Here is a 21,151-nt window from a genome sequence, read left to right on the forward strand (position 1 = left end):
ACTGGTACTCAGCGACACTGACTAGCTGAAGGGCGTTCGATGGGCAAGCAGGCGACGGAGATGCTCAAGGGGACCTTGGAGGGCATCGTCCTCGCGATTCTTGCCGGGCAGCCCGCTTACGGGTACGAGATCACCTCCTGGTTGCGCGAACGGGGGTTCACCGATCTCGCCGAGGGCACCGTTTACGCGCTGCTCGTGCGGATCGAGCAACGCGGGCTCGTCGACGTCGAAAAAGTGCCGTCCGAGAAAGGGCCGCCGAGGAAGGTTTATTCGCTGAACGCCCCGGGGAGGGCGAGCCTTGACGAATTCTGGCGGAACTGGCGGTTTCTCTCGGACCGGCTCGAACAGCTGCGCAAGGAGGGAATCGATCATGGGGAATGAAGGAAAAAGCAGGTATCTGCATTATCTGGAAGTGGTCACCGGACCGCTGGAGGACAAGAAGCGGTACCGGCGGTACAAGGCGCGCGTCGAGGAGCTGCCGCCGGACTATCGGACGGCGATCAAGGCGTTGCACCGGTACGTGCAGCACTTCGGACCGGGGACGGCGGAGGGCCACCTGAGGATGCTGGATGATCTCATCGACCTGTTCGAGCAGAGCGTGGCGAACGGGACGACCGTCCGGGGGATTGTCGGCGACGAGCCGGTTGAGTTCGCAGAGGAGTTCCTCCGGAGTTATCCCGAGGAGAGCTGGATTACCCGGGAGCGGAAAAAGCTGAGCGAATCGATTGACCGTGCGGCTGGGGGTGCGCGATGACGGCACCGGCGATTCGGGTGCGGGGGCTGCGGAAGTCGTACGGGAAATTGGAAGTGCTGCGCGGGGTCGATTTCGAGGTGGCGCGAGGCAGTATTTTCGCGTTGCTCGGGTCGAACGGGGCGGGCAAGACCACGGTCGTGCGGATTTTGTCCACGCTGCTCAAGGCCGACGCGGGGGAGGCGGAGGTGAACGGGTTCGCGGTCGCCGGCCAGGGCGCGGACGTGCGCGAGTCGATCAGTCTCACCGGGCAGTTCGCGGCGGTCGACGAAATCCTTACCGGGCGCGAGAATCTGGTGCTGGTCGCCAGGCTGCGGCATCTCAAGAACCCGGGCGGGATCGCGGACGGGCTGCTGGAGCGGTTCGCGCTGACTGGTGCCGGGGCGCGGAAGGTGTCGACGTATTCGGGGGGTATGCGTCGCCGTCTTGACATCGCGATGAGCCTGATCGGGGACCCGCAGGTCATTTTCCTCGACGAGCCGACGACCGGGCTCGATCCGCAGGCGCGCAACGACGTCTGGAAAGCGGTGGAGGAGCTCGCCGAGCAGGGGGCCACGGTGCTGCTCACCACGCAGTATCTGGACGAGGCCGAACACCTCGCCGACCGGATCGCGATCCTGCACGAGGGGCGGGTGCTCGTGAACGGCACGCTCGCCGAGCTCAAGCAGCTGCTTCCGCCGGCCAAGGTCGAGTACGTCGAGAAGCAGCCGACGCTGGAGGACGTCTTCTTTTCCCTCGTCGGAGCCGGAAGCAGGGGGGAAGGGCGATGAGCAACCACTTCGTCAGCGACAGTTCGGTCCTGTTAGGACGGTCGCTGCGGCACATCACCCGCAGCCTCGACACGATCATCACCACGACGATCACGCCGATCGTCATGCTGCTGCTCTTCACCTACGTCCTCGGCGGCGCGATCAATTCTGGCTCCGAGTCGTATGTGACCTATCTGCTGCCCGGCATCCTCCTGATCACCATCGCGTCCGGGATCGCCTACACCGCGTTCCGGCTCTTCCTGGACCTGAAGGGCGGCATCTTCGAGCGCTTCCAGTCCATGCCGATCGCGCGCTCGGCGGTGCTGTGGGCGCACGTGCTGACGTCGGTGATCGCGAACCTGATCTCGGTCGCGGTCGTGGTGCTCGTCGCGTTCGCGATGGGCTTCCGCACCAGCGCGGGCCTACTGGCTTGGCTCGCGGTGCTCGGGATCGTCGTGCTGTTCACCCTGGCGCTGACCTGGATCGCGGTGATCCCCGGGCTGACCGCCAAATCCGCGGACGGCGCGAGTGCTTTTTCGTACCCGCTCATCTTCCTGCCGTTCGTGAGTTCGGCCTTCGTGCCCACCGGCACGATGCCTGGACCGGTGCGCGCGTTCGCCGAACACCAGCCGGTGACGTCGATCGTGAACACCATCCGGGACCTGTTCGCGGAGCGTCCGGTGGGGAGCGGGATCTGGACCGCGCTTGCTTGGTGTGTGGGGATTTTGGTGGTGGCGTATGTGTTCGCGAATGTGATTTATCGCCGGAAGATTTCTTGATGCGCTCCGGTGCTCGCGGTTGCGGGTAGCGCCTGTTGCTCGCGGCTGATCCGGTGGGCGTGTTCGCTGGCGATGCGGTGGTGTGTCGGGAGCGTGGCGACAGGGTTGCGCGCCAACGTGATCTGTCGCCGCAAGATCGCCTGACTCACCCCAGTGCCCACAACCGCGCGTAGTGGCCGTCCGCTGCGACCAACTCCGTGTGCGTGCCCTGTTCGACGATGCGGCCGTGGTCGAGCACCACGATGCGGTCGGCCTTCGCGGCGGTTGCCAGGCGGTGGGCGACTACGAAGGTGGTCCGGCGGCGGGCGAGGTGTTCGGTGGCTCGCAGCACGGTGGCTTCGGTCGCTGGGTCAAGGGCAGCGGTGGCTTCGTCCAGCAGGAGGACGTCCGGGTCGACCAGTTCGGCTCGGGCCAGTGCGACGAGCTGCCGTTGCCCGGCGGACAGCGAGCGGCCGCGTTCGCCTACTGGTTGCCGGAAGCCGGCGGGTAGCGCGGCTACGCCGTCCAAGGCGCCGACTGAGCGGACGGCGGCTTCGACCTCCGCGTCGGTGGCTTCGGGGCGGCCGTAGCGCACGTTGTCCGCGACGGTGCCGGAGAACAGGTGGGCTTCCTGCGGCACCACGCCCATCCGGGCGCGCAGTGCGGGCAGGTCGTATTCGCGTACGTCGACACCGTCGATCAACACTGCGCCGCCGGTGGCGTCGTAGTAGCGCGCGACCAGCTTCACCGCGGTGGACTTGCCCGCGCCGGTCGCGCCGACCAGTGCGACGGTTTCGCCTGCTGCGACGTCGAGCGTCAGGTTCTCCAACGCGGGCTTTTCCGTGCCGGTGTAAGCGAAATCGACGTCCTTGAACCGCACTTCGCCGGACAGGTGCTTGGGCAGTTCGACCGGCCGCTCGGCGGCGGGCACCGACGTCGGCGTGCGCAGCAGGTCGCCGATGCGGCTCAGGCCGACGCGGGCCTGCTGGTAGCCGTCGAAGACCGATGAGAGTTGCTGGATCGGCGAGAAGAATTGCTGCAGGTACAGCAAGAATCCGAGCAACACACCGGCTTCGAGAGTGCCGCCGGCGACGCGGTGTGCGCCGACGACCAGCACCGTGGTGGTCGCCAGATCCGACAGCAGCGAGACAAGCGGGAAGTACGTCGCGATGTACCGCTGCGCGCGCAGCCGCGATCGCCGGTAGTCGTCACTGCGCGACGCGAACACCGCCGCCGAACGCTCTTCGCGCGTGTACGCCTGAGCGACGCGCAGACCGCTGACGTTCTCCTGCATGTCTGCGTTGACGACGCTCACCTTCTCGCGCGCCTCGCTGTACGCGCGCGAAGCGACCCGACGGAACACGAATGTCGCGACGAGCAGGATCGGCAGCATGGCCAGCGCGTACACGGCCAGGGCGGCATCGGTGACCAGGAGGGCGACCGTGATGCCTACCAAGGTGAGTGCGCTGACGACCGCGGTGGCTAGGCCGGTCTGCAGGAACGTGGACAGCGCGTCGACGTCCGTCGTCATCCGGGTCATGATCTTCCCGGACAGTTCGCGCTCGTAATAGTCCAGCCCAAGCCGTTGCAGGTGTGCGTAACTGCGCACGCGCAGCGAGTACAGCACCGTCTCCCCGACGCGCGCGGTGAGCCGCGTCTGCCACCGCACCACGAACCAGTCGGCGGCCACCACGAGTGCGCCGATTCCGGCCAGCAGCCACACGACGCTTGCTACTCCGGGCAGTACGCCGTGGTCGACTCCGCGTTGATACAGCGCGGGCAGCGCGAGCGAGGCCAGCGCGTCGGCCGCGACCAGGCCGACGACTCCGGCGAGCGGCCACCGCACCGGACGCAGGATCCGGGACAGCCGGAAGCCGGGATCGGGGGCTGTGACGTCCACATCGGACAGTCGCGGGCGGTCAGTAGCCGGGGGAAGACGGCGGACGCCTTCCAGCAGTTCTGGGGTCGGTGGCACGTCGGCACCGCCGCTGCCAGCGAAGCCGGTCCCACCACCTGGGGCGCCGCCGCGGGACTGGGCGGCCTCGGCGAGAGCGTCGACCTCGTCGCGTTCGTCGTGTGGCCACAGCACCGCGGTGGTGCCGTCCGCGCCGGGCTCAAGGTTGTCGCAGCGGTGCGGTTTTTCGACGTCGTCGCCCGGACCGGCGACCAGTTCGCGGAACAGCGCGCACCGCGCCAGCAGCTCTTCCTCGGTGCCGACGTCGACCACTCGGCCCTGGTCCATGACCGCGATCCGGTCCGCCAGTTGCAGCGTGGAGCGCCGGTGCGCGATGAGCAGCGTGGTGCGCTCGGCGGTGACTGCGCGCAGCGTGTCGTGGATCGCGGCTTCGGTGACGGTGTCGATCGCCGACGTCGCGTCGTCCAGGATCAGCACACGCGGGTCGGTGAGCAGTGCCCGGGCGAGCCCGAGCCGTTGCCGCTGCCCGCCGGACAGCGTGAGCCCGCGTTCGCCGACCTCGGTGGCGTACCCCTGGGGCAGCGCGCGGATGAACTCGTCCGCCTCCGCCGCGCGGGCGGCCGCGAAGACCTCCTCGTCGCTCGCGTCCGGGCGGCCGTAAGCGATGTTGTCGCGCACCGACGTGGAGAACAGGAAAGCTTCCTCGAAGACCACGCCGATCGCCTGCCGGAGGTCTTTCAACGGCACGTCGCGCACGTCCAGCCCACCGACCCGCACCGAACCCGAATGCACGTCGTAAAACCGGGGCAGCAGCATGGAAATCGTGGACTTGCCCGACCCTGCGGTACCTACCAGCGCGAGCGTTTCACCGGGGCGCGCTTCGAGGGTGAGCCCGTCGAGAACTGGGTCACTGCGGGTGTAGCCGAACTTCACGTCGTCCAGTTCCACGCCCAGCGTGCCGGGCGGCAACGGCCGCGCGTCGGGGCTGTCGGTGACCTCCGGCTGCGCGTCGATCAGCTCGTACACCCGCTCCGCGCCAGCGCGCGTGAGCTGCGACTGCACCACCAAGCCGGACAGGAACCGCGCCGGGCCGATCAACGCCGCGAGATACGTGGCGAACGCGAGGAACGTGCCCAGGCTGATCTGCCCGTTCAACGCCAGCACGCCGCCGATCGCCAGCACCGCGACCTGACCCGCGGCAGGCAGTGCCGACGTGGTCGCTGTCGGCAACGCGGACAGCTTCGCCGCGCGCAGCCGTTCCGCGAAAAGCTTTCGTGCCGTGCGCTCCAAGCGGGCGACCTCGCGCGCCTCCTGCCCGAAACCCTTCACCACGCGCACGCCGGTGACGGTTTCCTCGACGTGCTGCGCGACATCCGCCGCGCGCTGCTGCGCCGACCAGGTCGCCGGGAACAACCGCCGCCTGCTCAGCGCCACGACAATCCCGACCGCGGGCGCGACCACCAGCGCGATGAGCGTGAGCAGCGGCGACATCCACAGCATCGCGCCCAGCGCCAGCACCGCGAAAATCACCGAGCCCGCCGACAACGGCACCTGCATCAGCAACCCGGTGACCAGCTGCAAATCCGAAATCGCGCGCGACACCACCTGCCCGGTGCGCAACGCGTCCTGCTTCCCGCCGTCCAGCCGCGACACCGCGCCGAACACCCGGTTCCGCAGATCGTGCTGCACGTCCAGCGCCAGCCGCCCGCCGACATACCGGCGCAGGAACGCCGAGCCGAACGCGACGACCTGCAACGCCACCAGCCCCACCGCGAGCCCGCCCAGCTGCGACGTGTGCCCGGCCACCGCGTCGTCCACCGCCGACCGCACCAGCAACGGACTCGCCGCCTGCACGCCGACGCTCAAGATCGCCGCCGTCATCGCGAGCACGACGACGCCGCGATGCTCCCAGCAGGCAGCGGACAACCGGCGCACCCAGCCGACCGGTCGGGGCGCCGTCTCAGCAATCGGACGGTCTTGACGCGCAGGCGTCGCAGTGGTGGTCACATCAGAAGGTTAGGGAGCGGCACCGACAATTTATTCCCCGGCGAACCGCCGGCCCGGACCAAACGGGCACAACCGGCGCGCTCCCGAGCCCTCCCAGAGCAGAGGTGACGAAGGGCACGCCAGCGGATTCCCCAGGACCCTGGAAGCCGCATGGAGCAGGGAAAGCCTGGTCCGGCGGCCGAAGGCGGAAGGTTGAACGTTCACCTGGTCACCGGGAAGAACCCCGGCGAAATCCACCCCCGGGCGCGCGCTCCCGCCCAATGTTCTTTAAGCTAGTACTCGGCGACCCGCTCCCAGTGACCCCCAGGCTGGTTGAGCGGGTCGCCCCTTCTTCCCTTCCTCTGCTCGCGCCTGGCGGCGCTTCGCCCAGGAAGGGGCGTCGTAGTACCCGGGGGGCCGAGCCCCCCGGACCCCCACGGTGCCTCAGGCGGCGGTTGGGTGGTGGGTCTTGTTGGTACAAAAAGACTTGTGGTGCAAGAGAAGCGGCGAGGTCCCGGTGGGGCCTCGCCGCTTTTCGTGTTTGGTTGGTTACGCCAGGGCGGTTTCCACTGGGGTGTGGGGGAGGTTGTGGGCGGTGGCGACGGGGGCGTTGGTCAGGGCGCCTGCGTGGGTGTTGAGGCCCAGGGCCAGGGAGGGGTCTGCCGCCAAGGCCTGCTTCCAGCCCTTGTCTGCCAACTGCACTGCGTAGGGGAGGGTCACGTTGGTGAGGCCGTAGGTGCTCGTGCGCGGGACTGCGCCGGGCATGTTGGCGACGCAGTAGAAGACCGAGTTGTGGACCGTGTAGGTCGGGTCGTCGTGCGTGGTGGGGCGCGAGTCGGCGAAGCAGCCGCCCTGGTCGATGGCGATGTCCACGAGGACGCTGCCCGGCTTCATGCGGGAGACCAGGTCGTTGGAGACCAGCTTCGGGGCCTTCGCGCCGGGAACCAGGACCGCGCCGATGACCAGGTCTGCTTCCAGGACCGACTCTTCGACCGACAGGCGGTTCGAGGTGACGGTGCGGATGCGGCCGCCGAAGTCGTTGTCGATCTGGCGGAGGCGGTCGACGTTGGTGTCGAGGATTTCCACGTCGGAGCCGAGGCCCAGTGCGACGCGGGCGGCGTTGAGCCCGGCGACGCCGCCGCCGATGACGACCACGCGGGCCGGGTGCACGCCGGGGATGCCGCCGGGCAGAACGCCGCGGCCGCCGCTCGGCTTCATCAGGGCGTACGCGCCGACCTGCGGGGCCAGCCGGCCCGCGACCTCGGACATCGGGGCCAGCAGCGGCAGCGCGCCGTTCGGCTTCTGCACCGTCTCGTAGGCGATCGCGGTGGTGCCCGCGGCCAGCAGCGCGTCGGTCAGCGGACGGTCCGCGGCGATGTGCAGGTAGGTGAACAGCACCAGATCCTTGCGCAGGCGCGGGTACTCCTCGGCGATCGGCTCCTTCACCTTCAGCACGAGTTCGCCCTCGGACCACGTCTCGTCCGCCGTGGCGAGCACCTTCGCGCCCGCGGCGACGTATTCCTCGTCCGTGATGGACGACCCGGTCCCGGCACCCGTCTCGACGAAGACGTCGTGCCCGCGACCGACCAGTTCGTGCACGCCGGCCGGGGTCAAGGCGACCCGGTACTCGTGCTTCTTGATCTCACGGGGAACGGCGATGCGCACTGCTTGCCTCCTGGCGGCGGTTCTGGCGAAGGTGTTGCCACTCACGGTGATCTACCCGGACGGCGGTGTCATCATCCCGTCGCCACAGTCTTGCGCCGGGTCAGTAGTGCTGTCAGGACAACGCACTTGACCTCGACCGCACTTGAGGTAGTTGGCTGGCTCATGGCGGAGACTCTAGGAAGGGCTTACATGCGAGCGGTGTGGCTGCGGGAGTTCGGCGGGCCGGCGGTGCTGGAGGCGGGGGACGCCCCCGATCCGGCTCCCGGGCCGGGGCAGGTGCTGATCGAGGTGGCGTTCGCCAACGTCACCTTCGTGGAAACGCAGTTCAGGGCGACCGGCACCGGGCCGTTCGCGGGCGCGCTGCCGATGGTGCCCGGCAACGGCGTCGGGGGCGTGATCAGCCGCGCCGGGGAGGGCGTGAACCCAGCGCTGATCGGGAAACGCGTGGTGACGTCGACCGGCGGCAGCGGCGGTTACGCCCAGCGCGTGGTCGTGGACGCGGCGTTGGTGTTCCCGGTGCCGCACGCGCTCAGCCTCGACGCGGCCGTCGCGCTGCTGGCCGACGGCCGCACGGCGACCGGGTTGGTACACGCGACCGCGGTGGCGCCAGGGGAACGGGTGCTCGTCGAGGCTGCCGCAGGAGGGGTCGGCAGCCTCTTGGTGCAACTGGCGAAGGCTGCGGGCGCGGAGGTCGTGGCGGCTGCGGGCGGGGCGGAAAAGGTTGCCCGTGCTCGGGAATTGGGCGCGGACCTCGCGGTCGACTACACGGATCCGGAGTGGACTGCGTTGGCTGGGGAGGTGGACGTGGTGTTCGACGGTGTGGGAGGAGCGGTCGGTACGGCGGCGTTCTCTCTGGTGCGGCCTGGCGGGCGGATGGCGATGTACGGGTTGGCAAGCGGTTCGTGGGCTGAAGTGTCCGAAGAGGACGCTGCGGCGCGGGGCGTGAAGCTGGTCCGGTCGATCGGTGATGCGGCGGCGATGCGCGGGTATACGGAATCGGCGCTGGAGGCGGCTGCGGCTGGGCAGTTGATTCCGGTGATCGGGCAGCGGTTTCCGTTGGAGCGGGCGGCTGATGCGCACGCGGCGATCGAATCTCGGGGGACTATTGGGAAGACGTTGTTGATCGCGTGAGGCCGGTTTCGGCTGCGGTTTCGTACGGGTCGGCTTGTGCGGTTGGGCACCCCGAAGCTGATTGTGACGACGGCGCGGGAGTGCTTGTCAAGGCGGGAAAGATGCCTTGACAAGCACTCCCGCGCCGCGTTTTTGGCTTCGTATCGGGGTGCGGGGGGTGTGGCTGCCTTAATTGGGTGCGTCGGCTGCGGTTGGTTGGTGGGCTGTGAAGGGCTCCGTGAGGGGAACCCTGAGGGACTCTGAGTCCGTGAGGGTTCCCCTTACGGACTTCTGTGAGCGGGGACGCGCGGCCGGAATCGTTGCGGGCCAACGATCTCAGCTACCAAGCCAGCACAGTCAGCTCCAGCGGAGCGCGATCAGCTGGGTGAGCAACGCGAGCCGGACGTCGGGGTCGTCCAGGTTCAGCGGGACCAGTTCCAGCAGCCGTTTCATCCGGTATCGCAACGTGTTCGGGTGGATTCGCAGCCGTTCCGCGGCGGCGCGGGGGTCGCCGGGATGGCGCAGCCACTCGTAGAGCGTGTCGACGTACCCGGCGTTGCTCGTCTCGTCGTGCGCGCGCAGCACGCCGAGCGGGCCGAGTTCTGACACCTGCGCCGCCGCTGCTCCGGCGGCGGCGCGGTGCAGGACCAGCGCGGTCCACGCTTCGTCGTACGCCACGACGCGGCCCTCGACCAGTCCTGCCCGCAGCAGGCCCAGCGCTTCGTCCGCCTGGGCGCGCGACGCGGCCAGCGCGGTCGGATCGCCCGGGGCACCTGCGGCCGCGCGAGGCAGGCCGCCTCGGCGGGAAGCGGGTTGGGCGAGCAGTGCCTCCCGCAGTTCCGGCCAGCCGCCCTCGCCGGTGCGGTCCGGGACCACGACGTACAGCAACCCGCCCAGTTCAGCGGCGACCGGACGGCGTCCGAAGCCCTGCGAGATCCGTTCCAGCAAAGCCAGCAACAGACCTTCGGCGTCCCGGCTGTCGCCGCCGCTGACGTCCACGACGACGACTCGGTGCGGCTCGTCGGACAGATCCAGTTCGGCGACCACCCGGCGTGGCGGGACCTGCCCTTCCAAGACCGCGCGCAGCAATTCGGCCGAAGCTCGCCGCTGGGCGTCCGTGTGCGCGCGCCGTCGCAGGAGATGCAGTGCGACCACCGGGGCGGCGTCGGCAAAAGCCGCTGCGCGTTCCTCGGAAACCGGACCGGGCACGACGGCCCACATCGAACCCAGCAGTTCGCCGCCCATCCGGATCGGCACGATCAGCCGCGGCAGGGTGCCGTCGCGCTGGGCGGGCACGAAAATCGTTTGCCGGCCACGGGAAAGTTCGCGGAAAACGCCGCGCGAGCGGAACCGGGCCAGTACGTCGTCCGGGATGCGGCGGCCCATGATCGTCGCGACGCGCGCCGGGTCGGTGAGGTCCTGGCGCGCGGAGTAGGCGAGGACGCGCGAGTTGGTGTCCTCGATCGTCACCGACGCGTCGACCACCGCGGCCACGGCGTCGGCGAGCCGGAAAAGGTCGCCGGAACCCGGGTCGCCGCCCTCTTCGAGCGCTTCGGATTCGTCGGCGAGCGCGTCCAGAACCGTGCGCAACAGCCAGACCAGCTGGGCCCAGGACGTCGCCGCGTGCACCTGGATCAACGCGATCCCAGCCGACTTCGCCGCGCGCCGCACCGACTGTTTCGCGGCCAACGGCGGTTTCAGCAGCACCGCCGCCGCGCCCCGCCCGGCGCTCACCCGGACGAGCTCCGCGGCGTCGGCCGACTCGATCGTGGCGACGCCGAGCACCAGGTCACCCGCGGCGATGGCGGACTCCGCGCCCGGCTCGGCGATCACCACGTCGCCGACCGCGGGACAGCCTTCGGGCACGAGCAGCGCGTGGAGCAGCGTGGGACCGACCCGGTCCACGACGCTGCGCACCGAAACCACAGCTACCTCCAGCGCTTGTGACGTTCTTGCTGGAACGGTAGAAGACTGTGCCGGTTTCGCCACCCGCGGCACTAGTTAGCGCGACCAACCTTCGGCCACGGCTTGAAGTAAGACACCAGCGTCGCCCCCAGCAGCAGCGTCAGCCCGACGCTCATCGCCCCGGTGCCCGCCACCGCGCTCGCCCCGACGATCTCGCCTCGCGAAGCCTGCTCGCCGTGCGCGACGAACGACGGGACCACCAGCAGGTTTCCGCCGCCGAACAGGGCCAGCGTCGCCAGCAGTTTCCACAGCACCCAGTGGTAGCGCACCAGCTTCCACTTCGTCCCGAGTCCGAGCACGACACCGGTCGCCAGCGCGAGCAGGCTGGCCGGGAAGTAGAGCGTGCCGGCCAGAATTCCGGCGATGACGTTCGCGCTGCGCGTGGTCACCGGGTCGAAGCCGGCGATCGCGAGAATGCTGCAGATCAGCACCGCGAGTTCGGCTCCGATCCAGCCGACCGACGTGACGACGTGGCCGAACAGGAACCACTTCCGGGTCGCCGGGCGCATTCTCCAGTCCATGCGCCTGAGGGTGCGCTGTACCCCGCTGTCGCGTCGTCCGTCAGCGCTCGGCACTTGTTCCTACGTCCGGGTGCGTAGGACTCTCATCTCGTGAGAGCGGTTGGGCGTTTCGTCCGCCCTGGTTAGCGTCGCGCCCAGCCGACCCGATCCCGACCGCTAGGAGCGAGCACATGCCGGAAGACACCACGAGCTGGTCCTTCGAGACCAAGCAGATCCACGCGGGGGCGGCGCCCGACCCGGCCACCGGCGCTCGCGCCACGCCGATCTACCAGACCACCTCGTACGTCTTCCGCGACACCCAGCACGGGGCGGATCTCTTCAGCCTCGCCGAGCCCGGCCACATCTACACGCGGATCAACAACCCGACCCAGGACGTGCTGGAGCAGCGCGTCGCCACCCTCGAAGGCGGCGTCGCCGGTCTCGCGTTCGCCTCCGGTTCGGCGGCGGTCACCGCGGCGATCCTGAACCTGGCCAACTCTGGCGACCACCTCGTCACCAGCCCGTCGCTGTACGGCGGCACCTACAACCTGTTCCACTACACGCTGCCGAAGCTCGGCATCGAGGTCACCTTCATCGACGACCAGGACGACGCTGAGCAGTGGCGGGCCGCGGTCCGGCCGAACACCAAGCTGTTCTTCGCCGAGACGCTGGCCAACCCGAGCAGCGCCGTCCTCGACATTCGCAAGGTCGCCGACCTGGCGCACGAAGCCGGGGTCCCGCTGGTCGTGGACAACACCGTGCCGACGCCGTACCTGGTTCGCCCGATCGAGCACGGTGCCGACATCGTCGTGCACTCCGCGACGAAGTACCTCGGCGGCCACGGCACGACGGTCGCCGGCGTGCTGGTCGACGGCGGCACATTCGACTTCGGCAAGGACCCGTCCCGTTTCCCGGGCTTCAATGAGCCCGACCCGAGCTACCACGGTCTCAAGTACTGGGAGGCGCTCGGCCCGGGTGCGTTCGCGGCCAAGGCCCGCGTGCAGATCCTGCGCGACACCGGCGCGGCGATCGCCCCGCTGAACAGCTTCCTCATCCTGCAGGGCATCGAAACGCTGTCGCTGCGCGTGGAGCGGCACTCCACCAACGCGCTAGCCCTCGCGGAATGGCTGGAGGAGCGCGACGAGGTCGAGAAGGTGTACTACGCCGGACTGCCGTCGAGCCCGTACCACGCGGCGGCGCAGAAATACCTGCCGCGCGGCGCTGGCGCGGTGCTGTCCTTCGAGCTGCGCGGCGGCGTCGAGGCGGGCCGGAAGTTCGTCGACGGCACCGAATTGCACAGCCAGCTGGTGAACCTCGGCGACGTGCGCAGCCTGATCGTGCACCCGGCGTCGACCACGCACAGCCAGCTCGGCCCCGAGGAGCAGGTCGCCGCCGGCGTCACGCCGGGTCTCGTGCGGCTCGCGGTCGGGCTGGAAGGAATCGAGGACCTCAAGGCCGACCTCGAGGCAGGCTTCCGAGCTGCCAAGGCGGCGCTGTGACCGATCCCGGCGCGAGTCTTCCGCCCGTCACCGGCGCGTGGCGGGCGGGGGACCCACCCGGCAGACGGCACTGGTTCACCGGCCCCAGCGCACTCGCGCTGGAGGCCGGCGCCAGCCTGCCCAGCTACACCCTCGCGTTCGAAACGTGGGGAACGCTCAACTCCGACGGGTCCAACGCCGTCCTGATCGAGCACGCGCTCACCGGCGACAGCCACGCCGCCGGCCCCGCCGAACCCGGACATCCGAGTCCCGGATGGTGGGACGGACTGATCGGTCCCGGCAAGGCTTTCGACACCCGCGAGCTGTTCGTCGTGGCCCCTAACGTCCTCGGCGGCTGTCAGGGGTCGACAGGTCCGTCGTCGCTTTCTCCGGACGGCGAGGCGTGGGGCAGCCGATTCCCGGCGCTGACCGTTCGAGACCAGGTCAACGCCGAAGCGGCACTCGCGGACGCACTCGGCATCGAACGCTGGGCCGCCGTCGCGGGCGGTTCGATGGGCGGGATGCGGGCTCTCGAATGGGCCGTAACTCAACCCGATCGGGTTGCCTCCGCGCTCGTTCTCGCCTCGACAGCTCGTGCGTCAGCCGAGCAAATCGCTTGGGCGGCACCTCAACTGCACGCGATCCGAGGCGACCTGGCCTGGCACGGCGGTGACTACTACTCCGCCGCCGAAGGTCCTTACCGCGGATTGGGCGTGGCCCGGAGGATCGCGCACGTCACTTACCGCTGCGAACCCGAACTGGAGACGCGTTTCGGGAACCGGCCGCAGCAGGACGAAGATCCGCTGGCCGGCGGCCGCTTCGCCGTCGAGTCCTATCTGGACCATCACGCGGACAAGCTCGTCCACCGCTTCGACGCGGGTTCCTACGTGGTGCTCACCGAATCCATGAACACCCACGACGTCGGCCGCGGCCGGGGCGGGGTCGCCGCCGCACTGGGCCGGGTGACCGCGCGAACGGTGGTCGCCGCGGTGGACAGCGACCGGCTTTATCCGTCGTATCAGTCGCACGAGATCGCCGCGGCGGTCGGCGGCGAGGCCACGGTGCTGACTTCGCCGTACGGCCACGACTCGTTCCTCATCGAGACCGAGCAGATCTCCGCGCTGGTCAAGACTTTGCTGGGCTGAACGCCGGAAAGGCCGACTCGGGCGAACTCGAGGCGGCCTTCCCGAATTTCGCCGAACGTCAGCCGATCGCCGAGGTCAGCGGCGCGTAGTAGCCGCCCCGCTGCCCGGCGGCAGTCGGGTGGTACGACTCGTCCACCGGCCAGGTCAAGCTGTGCAGGTAGTCGCTGGCCGCCGAGCAGATGTTGTGCCCCACGAACGCGGACCGGACGTCCACGAACTTCCCGCCGGCCGCCGAAACCCGCGACGACACCACCGACGCGAGCGTGTCCGCCCCGGAGTTGATCGCCGTCCGTTTCGTGTCGCTCAAGCCGACACTGCACGATCCGGGCACGGTGTAGAACCGCGGGTAGGACAGCACGACCAGCTGCGCCCCGGGCGCCTTGCTCTTGGCCGCCGAGTACACCTTGTCCAGCAGCCCGGACAGGGTGTTCTGGACGTACGTCTTGGCGGTGTTGACCCGGTCCACGCAGGTCTGGTCGCTTCCCAGCGTGCAGGTCTTGATCACGTCGGTGAAGCCGGCGTCGTTGCCGCCCACGGTGAGCGTGATCAAGGTGGCGTTGGACGGCATCGAGCTGATCTGGTTCAGCACGTCGCCGGTCTTCGCGCCCGAGCAGGCGAGGAAGGTGAAATTGGTGCCGGAGTGGGCGTTGGCCCACAGCTGGCCGTACGCGTTGGCACTGCGTTTGCAGCTGCCGGAATCTCCGTAGCTCCCGGCGCCCACTCCAGCGGAGTAGGAGTCGCCGAGCGCGACGTAGTTTTGCGACGCAGCGCTCGCGCCGGTGGCGAAGCCGAGCGAGGCAGCGAGAGCGACCCCCAGGGCCGCGCACATCCGAAGGACGCGTCGTGATGGTTGACGGGTGGTTGCAGCCATAGGTCACTCCTGTCGTGACAGCTTGACGCGGTAAAGCTTTACCAGGTGCAATCCCCACGAGACACCCCTCAAATCCGGGTGCCTCCACTTGGCCCAGGCAGGAAGTAGCACCGGAAGTTAGCGCTCGCTAACCGCGGGACCTACTATGTGCGGATGTCGGCGAATTCCCTCCCACTGGTGAACGGCGCGAAGCCGAACAGACGGGAACAGATCCTCACCGCCGCCGCCGAGCTGTTCGCCCACCACGGTTTCCACGGCGTCGGCATCGACGACATCGGCGCGGCCGTCGGCATCTCCGGTCCCGCGCTGTACCGGCATTTCCGCAGCAAGGACGCGATTCTCGGGGAAATGCTCAACTCGATCAGCCACTACCTGCTCGAAGGCGGCACCAAGCGCGCCGCGGCGGGCGGCACCCCGGACGAACTGCTGGCCGCGCTCGTCCGGTTCCACGTCGACTTCGCGCTCGACCACCCGGCGCTCATCACCGTGCAGGAGCGCAATCTCGCGAATCTCACCGACGGTGACCGCAAGCAGGTGCGCGCGCTTCAGCGGCAGTACGTCGAGGTGTGGGTGCGGGCGATTCGCGAAGCTGTGCCCGGCCTCGGCGAACGCCAGGCGCGGTCGGCGGCACACGCCGTGTTCGGCTTGATCAACTCGACGCCCTACAACCGCCATCTCGGTGACGGCGCCCTCGCCGATCTGCTGTGCCGTCTCGCGCTGGGCGCCCTTTCCGCGGCGGGCTGAGGCCGCGATCCGGGGTATCCCGCCGACCGCCGGTCTGGTGTTTGATAGGCACGTGACCGCGGACCGGAGCGAGGGCGAGCAGCGGCTCGTCGAGAAGGCACAGCGCGCGCTCGTCGCCATCAGTCTTGGCGAGGACACGGAGGCGCTGGAAGAGGTCACGCCCTCGTCGCAGGAGCCGGGCGAACGCGACGAGGAGACCAAAGAGCTGATGCTGCTGCTCTTCGGCGAATGCAGCGCGATGGTGTCCACACTCGGTGACGGCGGCACCGCCCCGGTCAAGGTGCAGGTTTTCGACGAGGCTGGCGAAGAGGTTTCGATCGACCAGGCCGATCCGCCGGTCCGCACCGCCGTCCGCACGCTGCTCGCCGAGGTGCACGGCAATACCGCCGCCGCCCGCGAACAGGTCGAGATCGCGTTGGCGAGCGCGGCTCCGAACGAAGTGGACAGCCTCCTGTTGCAGGCGCTGCGCTGGACGATCCGGCTGTCGGTCGAATGCCTCGAACGGGATCTGCCGGTGGCCGGCTGGATCTCCGACGCCGTCGCGGGCTGACCGCCGCCTTCTCTTCACTCACTCGTGGCCGCCCCAATGTGGCATTGGGTGCGTCAGGCGCACCGAACGCCACATTGGGTGCGTCACATGCACCCAATGCCACATTGGGGCGCTGTGGACTGGACTGGACAGCGGGGTTAACGGCCACTAACATCGGGTCCGGAGTTAACGACCGCTAACGTCTCGACGGAGAGCCATGGACACGCCGGTACTGCGCAGTTCCGCGGATCCGAACAGCGACACCTTCACCCGTAGCGTCACCTCGCACGGCGAATTGGTCGAGGATCTGCACAAGCGGCTCGCCGCCGCCCGGCTCGGCGGGCCGGAGAAGTCGCGCGCCCGCCATGTGGAACGCGGCAAGCTGCTGCCGCGCGACCGGGTGGACGCGCTGCTGGACCCGGGATCGCCGTTCCTTGAGCTTTCCCCGCTCGCCGCGACCGGGCTGTACGACGACGAGGCCCCGTCCGCGGGCATCATCACCGGGATCGGGCGCGTCTCCGGCCGCGAATGCGTGATCGTCGCCAACGACGCCACGGTCAAGGGCGGCACGTACTACCCGCTGACGGTGAAGAAGCACCTGCGGGCGCAGGAAGTCGCGCTGCACAACAACTTGCCGTGCATTTACCTGGTCGACTCCGGCGGCGCGTTCCTGCCGCGCCAAGACGAGGTCTTCCCGGACCGCGAGCACTTCGGCCGGATCTTCTACAACCAGGCCACCATGTCCGCGCGCGGCATCCCGCAGATCGCCGCCGTGCTCGGCTCGTGCACCGCCGGCGGCGCGTACGTCCCGGCGATGAGCGACGAAGCGGTCATCGTGCGCAATCAGGGCACCATTTTCCTCGGCGGCCCGCCGCTGGTGAAGGCCGCGACCGGCGAGGTCGTCACCGCTGAGGAGCTGGGCGGCGGCGACGTGCACGCCCGCCAGTCCGGTGTCACCGACCATCTCGCGGACGACGACGCGCACGCGCTGCGCATCGTCCGCGACATCGTCTCCACCCTCGGCCCGCGCACGCCGCGGCCGTGGGACGTCAAGGCGATCGAGCCGCCCGCGGCGGACGAACGCGAGCTGTACGGCGTGGTGCCGACGGATTCGCGCACCCCGTACGACGTGCGCGAGGTCATCGCCCGCGTCGTCGACGGCAGCCGGTTCGCGGAGTTCAAAAAGGAATACGGCTCGACGCTGGTCACCGGCTTCGCGCACATCCACGGCCACCCGGTCGGCATCATCGCGAACAACGGCGTGCTGTTCGCCGAGTCCGCGATGAAGGGCGCGCACTTCATCGAACTGTGCGACCGGCGCTCGATCCCGTTGGTATTCCTGCAGAACATCACCGGCTTCATGGTCGGACGCGCGTACGAGGCGGGCGGCATCGCCAAGCACGGCGCGAAAATGGTCACCGCGGTGGCGTGCGCGCGGGTGCCGAAGTTCACCGTGATCATCGGCGGTTCCTTCGGCGCGGGCAACTACTCCATGTGCGGCCGGGCGTATTCGCCGCGGTTCCTCTGGATGTGGCCCAACGCGCGGATTTCCGTGATGGGCGGCGAGCAGGCGGCGTCGGTGCTGTCGACGGTGCGCCGCGACGCGATCGAGGGCCGCGGCGGCGAATGGTCCACTGAGGACGAAGAGACCTTCAAGGACCCGATCCGCGAGCAGTACGAGGAACAGGGCAGCCCGTACTACTCCACCGCGCGGCTGTGGGACGACGGCGTGATCGACCCGGCGGACACCCGCACGGTGCTCGGGCTCGCGCTGTCGGCCGCGGCCAACGCGCCTTTGCCCGAGGTCAACTACGGCGTCTTCCGGATGTGATGAGCGTGTTCGACACTGTTCTGGTTGCCAACCGCGGGGAGATCGCGGTTCGCGTGATCCGGTCGCTGCGTGCGCTCGGGATCCGTTCGGTCGCGGTGTACAGCGACGCGGACGCCGATGCCCGGCACGTGCGCGAGGCTGACACCGCGGTGCGCCTCGGCCCGGCCGAAGCGGCGAAGAGCTACTTGTCGATTCCGGCGATTGTCGCGGCGGCAACGGAAACCGGCGCGCAGGCGGTGCATCCCGGCTATGGTTTCCTCGCCGAGAACACCGCGTTCGCGCGGGCTTGCGCGGAGGCCGGGCTGGTGTTCATCGGCCCGCCGCCGGAAGCGATCGACAAAATGGGCGACAAGATCCGGGCGAAGGCCACGGTGTCCGCGGCCGGGGTTCCGGTGGTGCCTGGTGCGTCCGATGTGGACATTCCGGAGGGCGGGTTCGCCGAAGCGGCGGCGAAAGTCGGGTATCCGCTGCTGCTGAAGCCGTCCGCGGGCGGTGGCGGCAAGGGCATGCGCCTGGTGCACGAAGAGTCCGAACTGGACGCTGCGATCGAGTCCGCGCGCAGGGAAGCGAAGAGTTCTTTCGGTGACGACACGTTGCTGATGGAGCGGTTTGTCACCACGCCGCGGCACATCGAGATCCAGGTGCTGGCCGACACGCACGGCACCGTGCTGCACCTCGGCGAGCGCGAGTGCAGCCTGCAGCGACGCCACCAGAAGATCATCGAAGAAGCGCCGTCGGTGCTCCTGGACGAGGCCACGCGGGCGAAAATGGGCGCGGCGGCCGCGGAAGCCGCGCGGTCGGTCGGCTACGTCGGCGCGGGCACGGTCGAGTTCATCATGTCCGCGCACAACCCGGACGAGTTCTTCTTCATGGAGATGAACACCCGGCTGCAGGTGGAGCACCCGGTTACCGAGATGGTGACCGGACTCGACCTGGTGTCCTGGCAGGTGCGGGTGGCGGCAGGGGAGCCACTCGGACTGACGCAGGACGACGTGCGCCTCGACGGGCACGCGGTCGAAGCCCGGGTCTACGCCGAGGATCCGGCGCGCGGTTTCATCCCGACCGGCGGCACGGTGCTGGCCGTGCACGAGCCCTCCGGCGACGGCGTGCGAGTGGACTCGTGGATGTCGGTCGGCGCGGTGGTCGGGTCGAATTACGACCCGATGCTGGCGAAGATCATCGCGCACGGCCCGGACCGGGCGTCGGCGCTGCAGAAGCTCGACCGAGCGCTGGCAGACACCGCGTTGCTCGGCCTCGGCACGAACATCGCGTTCCTGCGCGGTTTGCTGGCCGACGAGGACGTGCGCGCCGGAAAGCTGGACACCGAACTGGTGGACCGGCGACTGTCCGAATTGGTCTCTTCGGAAGTCCCGGCCGGGTTTTTCGTCGCCGCGGCCATGGATCGGCTGATTTCGCTGCAGCCGACGGGCGCGGTCGTGGACCCGTGGGACATCCCGAACGGCTGGCGGCTCAGCGGTCCCGGCGGGGTCACTTTCCGCTTGCGGACTGGGGAAAACCAGGCCGTCGTACGGGTCGAGGGCACGCCGTCGGACGCTTCGGTGCAGGTGGACGACGCGGAGCCGGTGCGCGTTTCCGCCCGCCGCGAGGGCGATCTGCTCGAGGTGCGCCGGGCCAACGGTGTCGAGCGGTATCGCTGCGCCGACGGTCCACAACGGACAGTGTGGCTGGCCCGCGAAGGCAAGTCGTTCGCGTTCGCCGACCAGGAATTCACGCTGTCCGCGCGCGGCGAGGCGGCGGGCGCTGGTCCGGTGAAGAGCCCGATGCCGGGAACGGTGCTGGTGGTGAAGGCGGCCGAAGGCGACGTGGTGAGCGCGGGGACGCCGCTGCTCGTCGTCGAGGCGATGAAGATGGAGCACACCGTGACCGCGCCGATCGACGGTGTGGTGACTGAGCTTTCGGTGCGGGTCGGCCAGCAGGTCGCGCTCGACGAGACGCTTGCCGTCGTGAGCGCAGCAGAGGAGAAGCAGTGATCGACTTCCGGCTGGACGAGGAATACGAGGCGCTCCGCAAGACGGTCGAGGACTTCGCGCAGGCGGAGGTCGCGCCGGTGATCGGCCCGCTGTACGAGAAGGAGGAATTCCCGTACGAGCTGGTCGCCAAGATGGGCGAGATGGGCCTGTTCGGCCTGCCGTTCCCGGAGGAATTCGGCGGCATGGGCGGGGACTACTTCGCGCTGTGCCTCGCGCTGGAGGAGCTGGCGCGGGTCGATTCCTCGGTCGCGATCACGCTGGAGGCGGGGGTTTCGCTCGGCGCGATGCCCATCTACCGCTTCGGCACCCAGGAGCAGAAGGAAACCTGGCTGCCCATGCTGACCACGGCCGAGGCGCTCGGCGGATTCGGCCTCACCGAACCCGGCGGCGGTTCCGACGCCGGGGCCACCCGCACGCGCGCCCGCCTCGACGGCGACGAGTGGATCATCAACGGCAGCAAGGCGTTCATCACCAACTCCGGCACGGACATCACGAAGCTGGTCACCGTCACCGCGGTCACCGACGTGATGGAGAACGGCCGCAAGGAGATCTCGGCGATCATCGTCCCGTCCGGCACGCCGGGCTTCGCGGTGGCCCCGAAGTACTCGAAGGTCGGCTGGAACTGCTCGGACACCCATGAACTGTCCTTTTCGGACGTCCGGGTGCCCGCCGAGAACCTGGTCGGCAAGCGGGGCCGCGGTTACGCCCAGTTCCTGTCCATTTTGGACGAAGGACGGGTGGCGATCGCGGCGCTGAGCGTCGGTCTCGCGCAGGGCTGCGTGGACGAATGCCTGAAGTACGCGAAGGACCGCGTCGCGTTCGGTCACCGGATCGGCGAGTACCAGGCGATCCAGTTCAAGATCGCGGACATGGAAGTGCGCGCGCACACCGCGCGGCTGGCGTATTACCAAGCGGCGTCGAAGATGCTGCGCGGCGAACCGTTCAAGAAGGAAGCGTCGATCGCGAAACTGGTGGCCTCGAACGCGGCGATGGACAACGCCCGCGACGCCACGCAGATCTTCGGCGGATACGGCTTCATGAACGAATTCCCGGTCAGCCGCTTCTACCGCGACGCGAAGATCCTGGAGATCGGCGAGGGCACCAGCGAGGTCCAGAAGATGCTGATCGCGCGCCACCTCGGGGTCGGCGCCTGAGACCCAGCG

The 21,151-nt window shown here is 68.9% G+C and carries 17 protein-coding genes; 12 read left to right on the top strand and 5 right to left on the bottom strand.

The annotated features are described in order from the left end of the window. Positions 1-39: 39 nt before the first annotated feature. Genes ABD156_RS12125 through ABD156_RS12140 form a run of 4 tightly spaced genes read left to right on the top strand, consistent with a single transcriptional unit; the run spans position 40 to position 2,279 of the window. Positions 40-381, top strand: a complete 342-nt coding sequence (locus ABD156_RS12125) for a PadR family transcriptional regulator (protein WP_344270904.1) — start codon at positions 40-42, stop codon at positions 379-381. Next, positions 371-754 carry a DUF1048 domain-containing protein gene (locus tag ABD156_RS12130; RefSeq protein WP_344270907.1) on the top strand — a complete coding sequence of 128 codons (384 nt, stop codon included), beginning with the start codon at positions 371-373 and terminating at the stop codon, positions 752-754. Before ABD156_RS12125 ends, ABD156_RS12130 begins: the two co-directional genes overlap by 11 nt. Beyond that, positions 751-1,521 carry an ABC transporter ATP-binding protein gene (locus ABD156_RS12135; protein WP_344270910.1) on the top strand — a complete coding sequence of 257 codons (771 nt, stop codon included), beginning with the start codon at positions 751-753 and terminating at the stop codon, positions 1,519-1,521. Before ABD156_RS12130 ends, ABD156_RS12135 begins: the two co-directional genes overlap by 4 nt. Continuing rightward, complete coding sequence (locus ABD156_RS12140; protein ID WP_344270914.1) at positions 1,518-2,279, top strand: ABC transporter permease; 762 nt, start codon at positions 1,518-1,520, stop codon at positions 2,277-2,279. Before ABD156_RS12135 ends, ABD156_RS12140 begins: the two co-directional genes overlap by 4 nt. A gap of 145 nt (positions 2,280-2,424) precedes the next feature. On the opposite strand, the gene ABD156_RS12145 is transcribed toward ABD156_RS12140, so the two are convergent. Together ABD156_RS12145 and ald are read right to left on the bottom strand one after the other, a co-directional pair. After that, positions 2,425-6,141 carry an ABC transporter ATP-binding protein gene (locus ABD156_RS12145; RefSeq protein ID WP_344272284.1) on the bottom strand — a complete coding sequence of 1,239 codons (3,717 nt, stop codon included), beginning with the start codon at positions 6,139-6,141 and terminating at the stop codon, positions 2,425-2,427. 567 nt (positions 6,142-6,708) lie between these two features. Next, complete coding sequence (gene ald / locus ABD156_RS12150) at positions 6,709-7,824, bottom strand: alanine dehydrogenase (RefSeq protein ID WP_344270917.1); 1,116 nt, start codon at positions 7,822-7,824, stop codon at positions 6,709-6,711. A gap of 189 nt (positions 7,825-8,013) precedes the next feature. On the opposite strand from ald, the gene ABD156_RS12155 reads away from it, so the two are divergent. Continuing rightward, complete coding sequence (locus ABD156_RS12155) at positions 8,014-8,955, top strand: zinc-binding dehydrogenase (RefSeq protein ID WP_344270920.1); 942 nt, start codon at positions 8,014-8,016, stop codon at positions 8,953-8,955. 336 nt (positions 8,956-9,291) lie between these two features. Here ABD156_RS12155 and ABD156_RS12160 read toward each other — a convergent pair whose 3' ends face one another. Further along, entirely contained in the window at positions 9,292-10,860 is a 1,569-nt protein-coding gene (locus ABD156_RS12160; protein ID WP_344270924.1) for a PucR family transcriptional regulator, read from the bottom strand. 71 nt (positions 10,861-10,931) lie between these two features. Beyond that, complete coding sequence (locus ABD156_RS12165; RefSeq protein ID WP_344270927.1) at positions 10,932-11,420, bottom strand: hypothetical protein; 489 nt, start codon at positions 11,418-11,420, stop codon at positions 10,932-10,934. A 170-nt stretch (positions 11,421-11,590) separates the two neighbouring features. On the opposite strand from ABD156_RS12165, the gene ABD156_RS12170 reads away from it, so the two are divergent. Next, positions 11,591-12,898 carry a bifunctional o-acetylhomoserine/o-acetylserine sulfhydrylase gene (locus ABD156_RS12170; protein WP_344270930.1) on the top strand — a complete coding sequence of 436 codons (1,308 nt, stop codon included), beginning with the start codon at positions 11,591-11,593 and terminating at the stop codon, positions 12,896-12,898. After that, positions 12,895-14,022 carry a homoserine O-acetyltransferase MetX gene (gene metX / locus ABD156_RS12175; protein ID WP_344270933.1) on the top strand — a complete coding sequence of 376 codons (1,128 nt, stop codon included), beginning with the start codon at positions 12,895-12,897 and terminating at the stop codon, positions 14,020-14,022. Before ABD156_RS12170 ends, metX begins: the two co-directional genes overlap by 4 nt. A gap of 58 nt (positions 14,023-14,080) precedes the next feature. Here metX and ABD156_RS12180 read toward each other — a convergent pair whose 3' ends face one another. Next, entirely contained in the window at positions 14,081-14,851 is a 771-nt protein-coding gene (locus tag ABD156_RS12180; RefSeq protein ID WP_344272287.1) for an SGNH/GDSL hydrolase family protein, read from the bottom strand. Between the two features lie 195 nt (positions 14,852-15,046). Between ABD156_RS12180 and ABD156_RS12185 the strand changes: the two genes are divergently transcribed. From ABD156_RS12185 to ABD156_RS12205, 5 genes are all read left to right on the top strand, one after another. After that, entirely contained in the window at positions 15,047-15,637 is a 591-nt protein-coding gene (locus tag ABD156_RS12185; RefSeq protein ID WP_344270935.1) for an SACE_7040 family transcriptional regulator, read from the top strand. A gap of 52 nt (positions 15,638-15,689) precedes the next feature. Beyond that, the gene (locus tag ABD156_RS12190; RefSeq protein WP_086024916.1) at positions 15,690-16,187 is read left to right on the top strand and encodes a hypothetical protein; all 498 of its coding nucleotides are present in this window, start codon (positions 15,690-15,692) and stop codon (positions 16,185-16,187) included. Positions 16,188-16,383: 196 nt separating this feature from the next. Then, the gene (locus ABD156_RS12195) at positions 16,384-17,997 is read left to right on the top strand and encodes a carboxyl transferase domain-containing protein (RefSeq protein ID WP_344270940.1); all 1,614 of its coding nucleotides are present in this window, start codon (positions 16,384-16,386) and stop codon (positions 17,995-17,997) included. Between the two features lie 5 nt (positions 17,998-18,002). Continuing rightward, complete coding sequence (locus ABD156_RS12200; protein WP_344270943.1) at positions 18,003-19,988, top strand: acetyl/propionyl/methylcrotonyl-CoA carboxylase subunit alpha; 1,986 nt, start codon at positions 18,003-18,005, stop codon at positions 19,986-19,988. Beyond that, complete coding sequence (locus ABD156_RS12205; protein WP_344270946.1) at positions 19,985-21,142, top strand: acyl-CoA dehydrogenase family protein; 1,158 nt, start codon at positions 19,985-19,987, stop codon at positions 21,140-21,142. Before ABD156_RS12200 ends, ABD156_RS12205 begins: the two co-directional genes overlap by 4 nt. The last annotated feature ends 9 nt before the right edge of the window (positions 21,143-21,151 follow it).

The sequence above is a fragment of the Amycolatopsis albidoflavus genome (assembly GCF_039525725.1).
In the GTDB taxonomy this organism is placed as follows: domain Bacteria; phylum Actinomycetota; class Actinomycetes; order Mycobacteriales; family Pseudonocardiaceae; genus Amycolatopsis; species Amycolatopsis albidoflava.

Coding starts and splice junctions, on each gene's coding strand:
- ABD156_RS12125 (WP_344270904.1), top strand. CDS start 40: ATGGGCAAGCAGGCGACGGAGATGCTCAAGGGGACCTTGGAGGGCATC.
- ABD156_RS12130 (WP_344270907.1), top strand. CDS start 371: ATGGGGAATGAAGGAAAAAGCAGGTATCTGCATTATCTGGAAGTGGTC.
- ABD156_RS12135 (WP_344270910.1), top strand. CDS start 751: ATGACGGCACCGGCGATTCGGGTGCGGGGGCTGCGGAAGTCGTACGGG.
- ABD156_RS12140 (WP_344270914.1), top strand. CDS start 1,518: ATGAGCAACCACTTCGTCAGCGACAGTTCGGTCCTGTTAGGACGGTCG.
- ABD156_RS12155 (WP_344270920.1), top strand. CDS start 8,014: ATGCGAGCGGTGTGGCTGCGGGAGTTCGGCGGGCCGGCGGTGCTGGAG.
- ABD156_RS12165 (WP_344270927.1), bottom strand. CDS start 11,420: ATGGACTGGAGAATGCGCCCGGCGACCCGGAAGTGGTTCCTGTTCGGC.
- ABD156_RS12170 (WP_344270930.1), top strand. CDS start 11,591: ATGCCGGAAGACACCACGAGCTGGTCCTTCGAGACCAAGCAGATCCAC.
- ABD156_RS12180 (WP_344272287.1), bottom strand. CDS start 14,851: ATGTGCGCGGCCCTGGGGGTCGCTCTCGCTGCCTCGCTCGGCTTCGCC.
- ABD156_RS12185 (WP_344270935.1), top strand. CDS start 15,047: ATGTCGGCGAATTCCCTCCCACTGGTGAACGGCGCGAAGCCGAACAGA.
- ABD156_RS12195 (WP_344270940.1), top strand. CDS start 16,384: ATGGACACGCCGGTACTGCGCAGTTCCGCGGATCCGAACAGCGACACC.